Source organism: Paenibacillus monticola (assembly GCF_009664975.1).
GTDB lineage: Bacteria > Bacillota > Bacilli > Paenibacillales > Paenibacillaceae > Paenibacillus_AQ > Paenibacillus_AQ monticola.
This window is the reverse complement of sequence record NZ_WJXB01000004.1, coordinates 536,677-549,800: the sequence shown is the minus strand read 5'-3', so window position 1 is coordinate 549,800 and position 13,124 is coordinate 536,677. Positions and strand designations below refer to the sequence as shown.

Genomic DNA, 13,124 nt, shown 5'->3' with positions numbered 1-13,124 from the left:
CCCCCTCCTCTTTTAATCGCGCAAGGTCCGTCCGGTCAGGCTCAGGAACAATGTCTCCAGATCCGGCTCCTCAATATGCAGGGAACCAATAATCCCCTCATGTTTGGCAAAAATAAAGAGAATATCCTGCAGCTCCCCTTGCGAAGAAGGCAGATAAAGCTCTATTAACCCATCCTTCACATCTACCCGACTGATCCGCGGATGCAGCTTAAGCTCATGGATTAGCTCAGGAGTAATCTGCCCAGCTTTGATCACGATTTTCTCTTCCTGGGCAACTCGTTCCCGCAACTCTTTTTCCGTGCCGCAGGCAATAATATGACCTTTATCCATAATGGCGACCCGATCACAAATGGCTGCGACCTCCTCCATATAATGACTTGTGTAGATGATCGTTGAACCGAGCTTATTCAGTGCCTTAACCGAATCCAGAATATGATTGCGTGACTGGGGATCAATCCCTACGGTCGGCTCATCCATAATGATCAGCTTGGGGCGATGCATAATGGCGCAGGCGATATTCAGCCGTCTTTTCATTCCTCCCGAGAAGGTCGATGGTTTCTCCTTGGCCCGGTCACTGAGACCTGTAAACGCTAATGCTTCCGCTACCCGCTCCTTCAGCAGCTTGCCGCGCAAGCCGTATAACCTCCCGAAAAAAGTCGCATTCTCCTCTGCCGTCAACATATCGTACAGTGCCAGCTCTTGGGGGACCAGGCCAATTCTTTTCTTGACCTCCAGCGGGTTCGCAGATACCGACAGGCCGTCAATCCTAATGTCGCCACCGTCGATCTTAAGCAGGCCGCAAATCATGCTGATTGTAGTGCTCTTGCCCGCTCCGTTCGGACCCAACAGACCGAAGATCTCACCAGCCTGAATCGTAACATTCACATGATCCACTGTTAGTTTGTCATTATACCGTTTCACTACATCCGTTAATACCGCAAGTGACATATTGTTTCGCTCCTGTCTTCTGTGTGCTTCTATATTCTAAATTGTAGCTCACAAGAAGCTCCACCGTACGTACAAAAGGTCATCTTCTGAAGGTGACTAAAGTCATCTCCTGAAGCAGCGGGTAAATATGCTAAGATAAAGGCTAAGAAAACTGTCTATATAAGATAAACTGGGGAAAAAACAACAGGGGAGAAGTAACGAAGGGAAATTTTGGAACTGGAGGAGCGATAGCGACCGCCTTTGTCTCCGGATTTCATCCGCAAAAAGCGGTAAAATCTAAGAAATCTGGAGACAACAGCGGCCGAAAGTCCAAACATTTCTCGTAGTTACAACCGACACCTGAGAAATCTCGCGTTTATCTTATATATCGACAAAAAGGATGAACCGGCGTGACCAGAGAACTGAACCTATTGCGTTACGGACTCATTATTATTCCTGCTTCTATTACCATTTACGTCTACCAATATGATGATTACGAATTATTCACCATGCACCTTTTATTGCTTATGCTGTTGGTGACGCTTGGTGCCAAGCTGCCGGATTCGCTATCCGCGCTGGCTAGTGCCTTAGAAATGCTGTTCACCGCTTGGTTGTGCTACCAGTATGGCAGTCTGATGATCTTCCCAGCGCTCTCCGCATTGCTTTGTTATTCCCGGCTGAAACCGTACTCTGTGCCGGTCTTGTTCACCATTATTCACCTGACTGCGTTGAATCTTGCCTTCAAACATTCCATTCCGCTTCTGTGGGTCTACATGAATATTACCTTCCTGCTCACCCTCTCCCTAAATGAGCTTCTGCGGAAGGCTGGACGCGGCCGGGCAGAAACGTTGCTAGTGTATGATGCGCTGCGCAAAAAACATTTCGAGCTGGAAGAAGCCCGCAGCCGGTTGCAGCAATTCACCGCCCAAGTGGAAACTGCCGCCCAATCTGAAGAGCGAGTGCGGATCTCCCGCCAGCTGCATGATGATATCGGCCATCGCCTGATCCGCATCAAAATGATGATGGAGGCCGCGATTCAGACCCTTCCTGCTGCACCCGAAACCGGCATGCAGCTGATGGGCCAGATTCGTGACCAAGTGTCGGCCAGTATGGACGATATGCGTGCAGCTGTGAAGCGTATCAACTACGCCCCGCAATTGGAGGGTGCTTATGCGCTAGACCGGCTGCTAGAGGAGATTGGCCGCGATACAGGAATAGAGACCTCATACCTTGTTCAAGGCATACCCTATCCCCTGTATCCCAGTATTCAAGTTGTTCTGTTCAAAAATGCCCAGGAAGCCATCACCAATGGCCTCCGTCACGGAAGAGCTACAGCAGTATGGATTCATCTAACCTATAGTGAAGTTGAGATTATTATGGAGGTTAGTAACAACGGAGTCCTTCCCGCAGGAGAAGCGCTGCATAAACTGCAGAGTAGTGGCGGAACTGGCTTGAAGGGAATGACAGAACGAACGCGGCTGATCGGTGGAACCCTTGAGCTACAGCAGGTGCCGCAGTTCGCAGTAGTGACCAGATTGCCGGTATATAAGCAGGGAGAAATTATGTAATCAAGAGGGTTTAATTGGAACGAAAGGAGTATAACCAACTGATGATCAAGCTTCTAATTGTTGACGACGATTCTTTTATTCGCGAAAGCCTTAAGGTGCTAATGGGCCTGGACTCTGAAATTGAAATCGCAGGCACGGCTAGTGACGGCAACGAGGCCTTAGCCTTGCTTATGGAGGGTCTTGAAGTAGATGTAATACTCATGGATATTCGCATGCCAGGCTGCGGTGGAGTAGAAGGCACCCTAGCCATTAAGAAGTCATTCCCCCAGGTGTCGGTACTGATGCTGACTACCTTTGATGATGATGAATATATTATTGAAGCCTTGCGAAACGGAGCCAGCGGCTATTTATTGAAGAACATTCCACCTGACCGTATTATACAAGGCATCAAGACTGTACAAGAGGGCAACATGCTGATCCATCCCGATATTGCCCGTAAGCTGGCAACCTTTCTGCAGCCTGTCTCTCGTCCTGAAGCCGAGCAAGTGTATCCGCCGCTTATGAGCTACGGGTTAACCAAGGCAGAGATTGCCGTTGTTGCCTCCATAGCGGAGGGACATTCTAATAAGGAAATTTCCGCGGTGCTGTTTCTGAGCGAGGGGACCATCAAAAATTACATCACCGATATTTTAAGCAAGTTGGGCTTGCGCGATCGTACACAAATTGCTATTTTTTATTTAAAAAACCGCCAGGAGTAAGGTACTTTGATCCATTTCAAAATACATAAAAGCCCGGACTCCACTGGTCTAGGAGTCCGGGCTTATCGTTAAAAAGGCCAATCCATCTTAGCGCGTCAGACCTCGGCTGAATCTGCCTTGGACTTTGCGCTTTTTGTTCGTTTGAGTTCGCCCACAGGTAGACTCCGGTTGCGTGTACCCGTCTTCATCATAACAATGCTGAAGATGCTTGAGGGTTTCGTCTCCGCTGTAAGATACCCATCTTGCTCCGGCACGAGAATGATGCCAAGCTGATGATGATCGCCATCAAAGATAGCCCGCTGCAGGTACTTGCTCTCGCCTTCGGCATTCAGCAGCTCCAGCTTGCAGAACGCCGGGTTCATCCGCAGCGCCTCATGCAGCTGCGAGGCATTGGTCAACAGGACCCCGTTGACCTTCAGTAGGATCTCGCCTGGCAGGATGCCCATATCCTGCGCGGGACTGCCCGGCAGCACGGCCAGCACTTTGCGGCCGGCCAACGGATGCACGAAGACGGGGCTGACACTGCGCTCCTCCAGAGCGCTGTACCAGCTTAAGCCTTCGTGCAGCGTAATTGCTGCGAGCGCCGCGACCACGGTCAGCGGGCTCCACCAGAACGCAAGTAGGCTTAAGCCCATCAGGACGATGCTGTACAGCAGCAGTCGTCCTGATGTACGGGCCGCCTTGCGCCCTGGCAGCATGCTCTGCGTCATCTCGCTGAAACCGATGATGACGGGCAGGGATACGATGCCAAGCCCGCCGCCGAGCAGCGTCTGCCATGGCAAAGCCTCGGTTCCGGCTCCCGCGGGAACCAGGAGGAACAACGGCAGCGGCCAGAAGGCCTGCAGCTGATAGCCGCCGACGACCTTGCCGCGCTTGCCCTTCAGAAACAGTGGCGTGGCGAGTCTAGCCCCCTGCCAACGGGCCAGCAAGGCTTCGGCCATGTGCAGCAAGGCTGCCAGCACTAGCAGTGCCGGGATATCCATCTCACGTAGCGCAACAGCAATAGTACCTATTTCACCACTCTGCAACGCATCTGGAAAAAAAGAGAGTACAAATTGAATGATACCAAGCAAACCTATAGAATAGGCAAAACATAAATAGCGCACTCGTACCAGCAGCAGCAGTAAACTGACTACCCAAATGCAGGCTACAGCAGTGCCGGATAAAGATATCCCTAACAGGACAGCAGCGATTGAAACCACAAGCCCCATAACGAGACCACTCCAGACCGTTCGCCACGTCTCCTGAGCCCAGCTATGCAGCTTCACATGAATTAACTTTCGTTCCAATGCTACCTGCCGGCGGTAATACAGTGCTATGAATACAAGAGCAATATAGTAATAAGGCTGAATAAGCAAATGTAAAAGCGCATTACCCAAGCTTCCCAACAGTTCGGTTATCCCATTCAAACCTTTCGTCACACTCCTTAGCCTATGAAATCAATAAGTGGACCACAGAAATATAAAGCTGCTAGTGTTACTCATTTTCCAGTAAAGAAAAAAGAAGGCTGAACTCAGCCTTCTTACTTTTTCGACGCTGCCGCCTTGATTTCCTTCTGAATCTCTGCAATTCCCTTATTCCGCTGGTTGTCATTGACAGGGTCCTGAATGACCTTGATCAATGAAAGTTCAAGTGCCTCCGCTGTTTTCGCGTCAATAATACCCGTGACTTTCAGCTTCGCTGTACTTTGGAATTTCTTAACTGAATTCTTCGTACCCACGTCGAAGTAGCCATCTTTACGCCCTGGCTTATACCCCAAACCATCCAGCATCGTTTGGGCACTCTTCACATCTGCACTATTCATGTTATATTGCAGAATTGCAGTTTTGTTAATCGGTGCTACTGAGAAGTAATCCGGCTGTGCAACGGCAATATCGGGTTTAATCCCTTTGCCGTGAATCCACGTACCATCAGGTGTTAACCATTTGGCAATGGTAATCTTCAGTAAGCTGCCGTCCTGCAGCTGCTTGTCAAAGCTGGTCTGCACGGTGCCTTTGCCGAAGGAATTATCCCCGATCAGCTTGGCTCCGGCTGATTGCTGCAATGCTCCTGCCAGTATCTCCGAAGCGCTTGCGCTACCCTTATTCATTAGGACAACAACTGGATAAGCTTTGCTTGAGCCCTTGGATTTACTAACCTCACGCTCTTTGGTCTTATACTCTACCTGCACGATTGTTTTGCCTGACGGTACGAACTCTTCTGCCATCTGAATGACAATTGGAAGAACACCACCCGGGTCATTACGAACATCGATGACAAGGCCCTTCATGCCCTTCTTCTCCAGTTTGCCTAGCTCTTCCTTGAAACGCTCCGCGGTGTTCAGTGAGAATTGGGTGACCTCGATTACGCCTACCCCATCCTTCTCCATAGTGGCATACACGGTTTCCAGCTTCACGTCATCCCGGGTAATCACAAATTCCAGCGGCTCTGTAGAGCCAGCTCGTTGTACCTTCAAGGTCGCCTTGCTGCCTTTAGGACCACGTATCTTGGCCACTGCAGCATTTAGCTCCATGCCTTCAAGCGATTCTCCATTAACAGACAGAATTACATCTTTGGCCTGAATCCCGGAGGTCTCAGCCGGGGAGCCCTTAATCGGCGAAACCACAACTACCTTGCCGTTATCCGAGGAGACTTCCGCGCCTATCCCTGTAAAGGAACCTTCAATACTTTCCTCAAACTGTGCTGCCGTTTCCTTACCCATATAGTTGGAATAGGGATCGCCCAATGCTTCCATCATCCCATTGACAGCACCATCTATCAGCTTGTCCCGATCTACAGTCTCATAATAATTGCTCTCAATCAGATCCAGAGCGGTTCCGAGCTTCTTGGATTCCTTAGCCTGCAGTCCAGTCGCCTGCAAAACCGATGTGATCCCTTCACCTGCGGCTTGTCCGAATACATGACTGTAACCAGTCACGCTCAGGGTCAATAAGCTGCCGCACAGCAAGGCAGCGATGATCATAAACGCCGCTGTGCTTTTTTTTAACATAATGTTCCACCGTCCCCTCTTGTCCATCTTGACCATAACAACCCAAACCCATCCTTCGATGGGACGGTATCTCTTCCAGTATATGCCGCGAGTTCAATTAATATTTATGCACGCTTTAAATTAGAGATAAGGCATAGGATTAACCGGTTGACCGTCAATCCGCACTTCGAAATGAAGATGCGGGCCGGTTACACGACCTGTCGCACCCGATTCGGCAATCGTCTGACCGCGATCAACGTGATCGCCTACCTTAACCTTAATGCCGCCCTCGCGGATATGTCCATACAGCGTCCACATGCCTCCGCCATGGTCAATAATCACACAATATCCGTAACCGCTCCACCATTCAGCCACAATCACCGTTCCGGCATCAGCCGCATGAATATTGGTTCCTTGTGAAACTGCAAAGTCAACTCCGGTATGCATCTTGCCTACCTCACCCGTAACTGGATGTGTCCGTTTGCCGTAGCCTGACGAAATTCGCACAGACCCTACCGGAAGCAGGAAAGGTCCATCTCCACCTTCATAGGCTGAACTGAAACCGCTGCTTCCACTACTGGAAGAATTCGCTTTAGCTTTGCGGGCCGCTTCTGCTTTGGCCGCAGCCGCTTTGACCGCCGCTGCTTTGCGGGCCGCTTCCTCAGCCTTTATCTTATCCTTTTGCTGCTCCAGGGCAGAACGATTGCTCGCAAGCTCTACCAGCTTGGCATTCTGCTCTTCGCTGACTTCATCAGACTCCTGAATTTCCTTGTCATAGTAAGCGATAAGCTCCTGCTTCTCGTCTTCCTTCTCCTTCAGCATGCTGCGCTGGGATTCCAAGTCTGTATACAGCTGTTTAGCTTGCGCATATTGCCCTTCAAGCTGCTGCTTCTTGACAACAACGGTCTGCTTGTCCTGTTTATGCTGCACTAACAGATCCTGATCCTGATCCACAATCATCTTCAGGGAGTCCGCTCGATCCAGAAAGTCGGAAAAGCTCGTCGATGAGAGCAAGACATCTAGGTAAGAGACTGCCCCATCCGTATACATGAGCCGAACACGGGACTCCAGCAGCTTCTCCCTTGAAGCCACACGAGCCTCCGCTTCGTCCAATTCGGTCGCCGTAACGTTCAATGAATCTTCCGTCTTAGCGATTTTGGAGGAAATATCGGTCATTTTACCCTTTACGAGATCCACTTGCTCCAGTACATACTGCAGATTGAGATTGGTCTTGTTCTTGTAGTGCTGTGCTTCCTGATTGCGCGAAGCGGCTTTTTCCTGCTGTGCCTTGGCAGCCTGTACTTCTTGCTTCAGCTGCTTCAGTTGCTTGTCGATCTCAGTAACACTAGTCTTCTTGGCATAACCGTCAGTGGGTTGGAATATAGTGACAGCCAGTAACAACACAGCTAAGCCGGCGGCAATCTTCTTCAACTCGCACTCCCCATCCTTTAATTATAAGTATAGATCATTTCAAATTGGATCTTGTTATACTTTCAAAAACTTGCGAATAGATACGGTACTTCCCCAGACACCTATCAGCACGCCGAGACCTACCAGCAAACCGCATAACTGCATCCATATATCATTAAAGGGAACTAACTCGAGTCCAAGCATTGGATCTCCCTGTACTGACGCTACTAAGCTGGTGTAACCAATATACAAAGCACCTGAGGTGACTAATGATCCAATCATCCCAATCAGTGCACCTTCGATAAAAAAGGGCCAGCGAATAAAATAATTTGTTGCACCTACCAGCTTCATAATGCCAATCTCCTTACGCCGGGCCAGAATCGTAACCCGAATCGTATTCGAGATCAGGAACATCGACATCAGTGCCAGTCCTGCTACAAAAATAAAACCGATGTTACGTACAGCACGTGTGACCTTAAACAAGGTCTCAATGGAGCCCTTACCATAGTTCACTTTAAATATCGGCTGCTCGGGGTGGATTTTGTTGAGCGCTTCAATCTTCTCAGATACAAACGCCACCGTCGTCGGCTCGACAACCTCTACCAGCAGCTTGTCCGGCAGCGGATTATTGTCAGTATCGAACCCATCCAGAAGCTCGGCAGCATCCTTGCCCATGTCTTCGCGGAAATCCTTTAGCCCTTGCTCCTTGGAGATGAATTCAATCTTGCTGACTTCCGGCATACTGCCAATTTCGTTCTCTAATGTCTCACGCATCTTCTGATCGGTATTCAGAGCCAAATGTACATTGATCTGGACCTGACTGTCCGCCTTATCAGCTACAGCATTCACATTGAGCACAAGCAGTATAAATACGCCTAGTACGAAAAGGGAAACGACGATGGAGGTAATGGATGCTATCGACATCCACCCGTTGCGGAATACGTTTTTGAAGCCTTCCCGCACATGCCGCAAGAAGGTCTTAAAACTCATAACCGTAATCCCCTCTCACTTGGTCTCTAACAATGTTTCCGTTCTCAATGGCGAGCACCCGTTTACGCATGCGATTCACAATATCTCTGTTGTGAGTTGCCATTACGATGGTTGTCCCCCGAAAATTAATTTCATCAAGCAGCTGCATAATGCCCCATGAGGTCTCCGGGTCGAGGTTACCCGTAGGCTCGTCCGCAATAATTACAGAAGGGCTATTGACGATTGCCCTGGCAATAGCAATCCGTTGCTGCTCTCCACCTGACAGCTGCGAGGGCTCGCGATTAGCCTTGCTCCGCAAACCAACGAGATCGAGCACCTCATTCACACGTTTCTTGATGACCTTCTTCGGGGCTTCAATAACTTCCATGGCAAAAGCAATATTCTCAAAAGCCGTCATCCTTGGCAGCAGCCTGAAATCCTGAAACACAACGCCAATATTGCGGCGGACATAAGGAATCTTACGAGGCTTAAGCTTACCAATATTAAAGCCGCCTACAGAAATCTGCCCCTTGGTTGGAACTTCTTCTCTATAAATTAATTTCATGAAAGTTGATTTACCTGCGCCGGACGGTCCGACGATATACACGAATTCGTTGCGAGCGATTTTGACAGATACACCTTGCAAAGCATGGGTTCCATTTGGGTAGGTCTTCCACACATCCTGCATTTCAATCATTTTATCACTTCCCGATTTTGACATTCTCCGCTGCTTGGCCTTTCGACAAGGTCCAGCGCAGGTTTCCATAAACTGCAATATTACCGCAACGTATCTATTGTAACAAATCCGTAACTGCTTGAGTACCCGAAAGTTTTGCTACTAGCTCACATATACATAGAAATATGATCTTTTCAGCTAGGTAATCATGGGCTGCGCCTGCCTTAGCGCAAATTAGACCCTATAAGGAGATTGTTTCATGAAAAAAATTCACATCGCCCTCAGCGGAGTGATCGGCCTCCTCTTGGCCGGCTCACTTGTATTGGGAGGGCTTCATCTATATGGCAGTCAGAATACATTGCCCAAAGACACCGACCTTGCCGGCTGGGACATAAGTGGAATGAGCTTTGTTGAAGTCCGTGCCGGTCTCGATGAACGACTGAAGGCTATTCAAGCACTCCCCCTGGTACTGAGGGCAGAGGGAAATACGGAGCTGACCCTTACACTGAAGCAGGCTGGAGTTACATTTGAAGCAGAGGACTTTCTGCGGGGTCTTAAAGAGCTCGATGAGGGCAAGCTTATGAAGCGGGTGAAGGCACGCCGCAGCTTCCCGCAGAGTTGGAGTCTTGGAGCGCACCTGGAAATTAAAGAGCTGCAGGCCAGTCTCAGTCCAGCCTGGGAAAGAGAAACCTTTGGCGTTCCAGTGGATGCTACGCGGCGGATTACCGTTGATGACCGAGTATTATATACACCTGAGACTACCTCGTATGAGGTGGATTGGACCACTCTTGAGACAACGATGCGAGCGGCTATCCCCACAAGACTAAGTCGGCTGGAAGCCTTGCAGGGCATGGGAATTACCCTGGAGGTCCCTTTAGCAGTTCTGCTGCCAGATGTAACCTTAAAGGCATTGAAAGGCCAAGGAATTGAACGAAAAATAGCACAATTCAGCACCAATCTCGGCGCCAGCGGACCCGGGCGAACATTCAATGTTGATTCAGCCGCCAAAGCCGTGAATGGTACCGTCCTCCCGCCAGGCGCCATTTTTGATTATGGCAAAGCTATTGAAGAAGCCAAAACCAAATACGGTTTTCGCCAAGCACCTGTAATTGTGAACGGAAAGTTGCAGCCAGGAATGGGCGGAGGGATTTGCCAGGTTTCGAGCACCCTATATAATGCAGCGCTGCGCTCGGGACTGGAAATCGTCGAGCGGCACAATCATTCGCTTCCGGTCAGCTATCTGCCCAAAGGACAGGATGCTACCTTTGCAGAAGGGTATATTAACTTCCGATTTCGCAATACCACCGGCAAATATCTCATCATCAAAGCCGCCGTACAGGGACGATCACTGACCGTGAAGCTGTTTGGCACATTTCCGCAGAATACCAGCTATCAAGTACACTCGCAGACGGTTGAGATATTAGCTGCAAGCGATAAATACATCAGTGACTCTTCGCTCTCTCCAGGAAGCTCGCGGGTGATACAGAGCGGTAAAACCGGATATGTTGTTGAGACCTACATTACCCGGTTTATTGACGGCAAAGCTGTAGAGAAGAAAAAGCTGTCCCGTGATGTCTATCCCGCACAAAAACGGCTAATTGCCGTAAATCGTGCCGGTACCAGTAAATCTGGATCACCGGAAAATTTAAGAAAGCCACTAGTGGAAGATGGAATACGCAGCGAATAAATATTTTCCACTAACCAAAAGAAACGGTCAGACCTCAACAAGTGAGAGGTCTGACCGTCATTTAATACAAAGATTCCAGGCCATACTTTACATGCAACTTACCTGCGCAACCAGTAGAATTTACGATCAAGGAGTATAATAGAAGTTAGACTTACATTAGAAAGGATGAATCTTTAATGGCTACAGCCCAACTAAATGAACTAGCTGATATTATCCGCAGCGCTCCTGCCGTTTTTGCCACCCGTACTTGCCGGGAAACTATGCGTGTCATGTTCCAGCATCCGGAATCCAAATGCATCGTTGTATGCGATGCTACTAATGAACCCCTTGGACTACTTATGAGCGAACGCTTTTTCCTGAAGGCTTCAGGACGGAATGGTATAGATTTGTTCTACCGAGAGCCAATAATGAAGCTTATGAACACAAAACCATTGATCTTTGACATCTCCGCCTCACCAGAGTTTATACTTGCCGAAGCCCTGAAACGCCCTGAACCCCTGAAGAATGACTGCGTCATTATCACCAGAAACGGTAAGTTCGCCGGAGTTGCCTATACCTCAGATCTGCTCCGCATCCAGCAGTAAAGCTTTCCCCTCGTCCACCCACAGTTAAACTTCCCCTTAGTTCATCCTTTAGAAAAGGGTATCGGGAGACATATCTATTCTCCAGAACCCACTCACCTTCTTCAGCTTAACTGTAACTACCTCGCTACCACCTTGGCCTTCTTGTTGTGGAACTGTCAGCTCAAATACAGCTGCTGTTGCATTCTTCGAGACCATTCTTGCGGTTGCCTTCTCATAGACCAAGGAATTCCCTAAATCTGTATTGACCTGCGCTAGTCTCCCGTTCTGCTCCAGGTACTGTGTTTGTACATAAAAAGCTGCCGCATTTGAGGTATAAGCCCGTTTTATGTAATTCATCAGCTTCTGCTTCGTGCCAATGTCGCTCGATATATAGCGATATTCTGTACCCTTATATTGAAAAGTCTCCGGTTTATAATCATTCCCACCATGATTAGAATAGATATACAACTTTTTCGCATGAACTACGAGCGAAATAATACTCTTCACCGTCAAATTATTAATGGTGGCTGGTCCTTCCTTGCCTGGAACGGATGCCACAGCTACAGTCTTTATCGCGGTAGTGCTCCCCACTGATGCTGAAGCTGCCATCGCTCCGCTCCCTGCAGATACCAAACCCAGTGAAAGTGCCAATGAACCAATCATCAACTTTTTATTCATCTTAAATCTCCTCCAAATTTCCGAATACGGACGATAGGTATCGTAACGTGCTACGTTACCCCGTAAGTAGAAATACCCAATCCATAGAGAATTGAAAAGGGGCCTCCTCCCATTATTTCAGAGATTTATCCAATGTCACTCGCTTTTCGATTATGCTATCATTTGTGCTGAGAGGGGGATGAAAGAAAATGGCTTTAATAGAATGCAAATTTTATTCAGAGGTATTGGGGCTTAGCACCTCGATGACCGTCATTTTACCGCAAAAAACAACAACACAGATTGGCATGAGCAACGTTACCAGAGGGAAGCTTCACCCTACACTGTACTTGCTACACGGGCTATCAGATGATGATTCGATCTGGCTGCGCCGGACTTCGATTGAACGGTATGTGGCGGAAATGGGGATTGCGGTAGTTATGCCTCAGGTGCATCGCAGTTTTTACACGGATATGGCAGAAGGTGGCAAGTACTGGACCTTCATTAGTGAGGAACTGCCGGCATTGGCACGTTCGTTCTTTCCGCTGTCACCTAAGCGTGAGGATAACTTTGTAGCCGGACTGTCGATGGGCGGGTATGGAGCGATCAAGCTGGGATTGCGTAAGCCGGAGGTTTTCTCCGCTGCTGCCAGTCTGTCAGGGGCGCTTGATATGGCGCATCATTTCATGAACTGGGATGATCCTACCGCTAAGACGAAAGAATACGAGCAGATTTTTGGCAAAGAAGACATTACCGGAACCCAAGAAGATCTATTATGGCTGCTAAAGGAACGGGACCGCTCCAAGGGACCTAAGCCAGCACTATATCAATGCTGCGGCACAGAGGATTTCCTGTATGCTGATAACCAAATTTTCCGCGAGGCCTGTCAAGGAACATCACTGTCTCTGACCTACGAGGAAGGGCCTGGTTCACATGAATGGGGTTATTGGGACACCAAAATCCGCGATGTGCTGAATTGGCTGCCTTTGGGCAAGTAGAGAGAT

At 49.0% G+C, this 13,124-nt stretch carries 12 protein-coding genes; 5 read left to right on the top strand and 7 right to left on the bottom strand.

The genetic code is table 11. The features are described from left to right. Positions 1–12: 12 nt before the first annotated feature. Positions 13–948, bottom strand: a complete 936-nt coding sequence (locus GJB61_RS15075) for an ABC transporter ATP-binding protein (protein ID WP_154119307.1) — start codon at positions 946–948, stop codon at positions 13–15. A gap of 389 nt (positions 949–1,337) precedes the next feature. Between GJB61_RS15075 and GJB61_RS15070 the strand changes: the two genes are divergently transcribed. After that, on the top strand, positions 1,338–2,495 hold the full coding sequence (locus GJB61_RS15070; RefSeq protein WP_154119306.1) for a histidine kinase: 1,158 nt from the start codon (positions 1,338–1,340) through the stop codon (positions 2,493–2,495). A 41-nt stretch (positions 2,496–2,536) separates the two neighbouring features. Further along, positions 2,537–3,193 carry a response regulator transcription factor gene (locus tag GJB61_RS15065; RefSeq protein WP_154119481.1) on the top strand — a complete coding sequence of 219 codons (657 nt, stop codon included), beginning with the start codon at positions 2,537–2,539 and terminating at the stop codon, positions 3,191–3,193. 95 nt (positions 3,194–3,288) lie between these two features. Here the strand turns inward: GJB61_RS15065 and GJB61_RS15060 are convergent, their stop codons facing one another. From GJB61_RS15060 to ftsE, 5 genes are all read right to left on the bottom strand, one after another. After that, positions 3,289–4,602 carry a PDZ domain-containing protein gene (locus GJB61_RS15060; protein WP_154119305.1) on the bottom strand — a complete coding sequence of 438 codons (1,314 nt, stop codon included), beginning with the start codon at positions 4,600–4,602 and terminating at the stop codon, positions 3,289–3,291. A gap of 113 nt (positions 4,603–4,715) precedes the next feature. Beyond that, positions 4,716–6,182, bottom strand: coding sequence for a S41 family peptidase (locus GJB61_RS15055; protein WP_154119304.1), 1,467 nt, complete (start codon positions 6,180–6,182; stop codon positions 4,716–4,718). Positions 6,183–6,302: 120 nt separating this feature from the next. Beyond that, positions 6,303–7,592 carry a murein hydrolase activator EnvC family protein gene (locus tag GJB61_RS15050; RefSeq protein ID WP_154119303.1) on the bottom strand — a complete coding sequence of 430 codons (1,290 nt, stop codon included), beginning with the start codon at positions 7,590–7,592 and terminating at the stop codon, positions 6,303–6,305. Positions 7,593–7,646: 54 nt separating this feature from the next. Continuing rightward, a complete protein-coding gene (gene ftsX / locus GJB61_RS15045) occupies positions 7,647–8,561 on the bottom strand; it encodes a permease-like cell division protein FtsX (RefSeq protein ID WP_154119302.1) in 915 nt (304 codons plus the stop codon). Then, on the bottom strand, positions 8,551–9,237 hold the full coding sequence (gene ftsE, locus GJB61_RS15040) for a cell division ATP-binding protein FtsE (protein WP_154119301.1): 687 nt from the start codon (positions 9,235–9,237) through the stop codon (positions 8,551–8,553). Before ftsE ends, ftsX begins: the two co-directional genes overlap by 11 nt. Before the next feature lie 238 nt (positions 9,238–9,475). On the opposite strand from ftsE, the gene GJB61_RS15035 reads away from it, so the two are divergent. Beyond that, entirely contained in the window at positions 9,476–10,903 is a 1,428-nt protein-coding gene (locus tag GJB61_RS15035) for a VanW family protein (protein WP_154119300.1), read from the top strand. Positions 10,904–11,079: 176 nt separating this feature from the next. Further along, positions 11,080–11,487 (top strand): CBS domain-containing protein, encoded by a 408-nt coding sequence (locus GJB61_RS15030; protein ID WP_154119299.1) that lies wholly within the window; start codon positions 11,080–11,082, stop codon positions 11,485–11,487. Positions 11,488–11,535: 48 nt separating this feature from the next. Here the strand turns inward: GJB61_RS15030 and GJB61_RS15025 are convergent, their stop codons facing one another. Further along, a complete protein-coding gene (locus tag GJB61_RS15025) occupies positions 11,536–12,144 on the bottom strand; it encodes a DL-endopeptidase inhibitor IseA family protein (RefSeq protein WP_154119298.1) in 609 nt (202 codons plus the stop codon). 188 nt (positions 12,145–12,332) lie between these two features. On the opposite strand from GJB61_RS15025, the gene GJB61_RS15020 reads away from it, so the two are divergent. Further along, positions 12,333–13,118: an alpha/beta hydrolase gene (locus tag GJB61_RS15020; RefSeq protein ID WP_154119297.1), complete on the top strand. Its 786-nt coding sequence runs from the start codon at positions 12,333–12,335 to the stop codon at positions 13,116–13,118. The last annotated feature ends 6 nt before the right edge of the window (positions 13,119–13,124 follow it).

Excerpts from the sequence above, each read along its gene's own strand:
- GJB61_RS15075 (WP_154119307.1), bottom strand. The coding sequence starts at position 948 with ATGTCACTTGCGGTATTAACGGATGTAGTGAAACGGTATAATGACAAA.
- GJB61_RS15065 (WP_154119481.1), top strand. The coding sequence starts at position 2,537 with ATGATCAAGCTTCTAATTGTTGACGACGATTCTTTTATTCGCGAAAGC.
- GJB61_RS15055 (WP_154119304.1), bottom strand. The coding sequence starts at position 6,182 with ATGTTAAAAAAAAGCACAGCGGCGTTTATGATCATCGCTGCCTTGCTG.
- ftsX (WP_154119302.1), bottom strand. The coding sequence starts at position 8,561 with ATGAGTTTTAAGACCTTCTTGCGGCATGTGCGGGAAGGCTTCAAAAAC.
- ftsE (WP_154119301.1), bottom strand. The coding sequence starts at position 9,237 with ATGATTGAAATGCAGGATGTGTGGAAGACCTACCCAAATGGAACCCAT.
- GJB61_RS15035 (WP_154119300.1), top strand. The coding sequence starts at position 9,476 with ATGAAAAAAATTCACATCGCCCTCAGCGGAGTGATCGGCCTCCTCTTG.
- GJB61_RS15030 (WP_154119299.1), top strand. The coding sequence starts at position 11,080 with ATGGCTACAGCCCAACTAAATGAACTAGCTGATATTATCCGCAGCGCT.
- GJB61_RS15025 (WP_154119298.1), bottom strand. The coding sequence starts at position 12,144 with ATGAATAAAAAGTTGATGATTGGTTCATTGGCACTTTCACTGGGTTTG.
- GJB61_RS15020 (WP_154119297.1), top strand. The coding sequence starts at position 12,333 with ATGGCTTTAATAGAATGCAAATTTTATTCAGAGGTATTGGGGCTTAGC.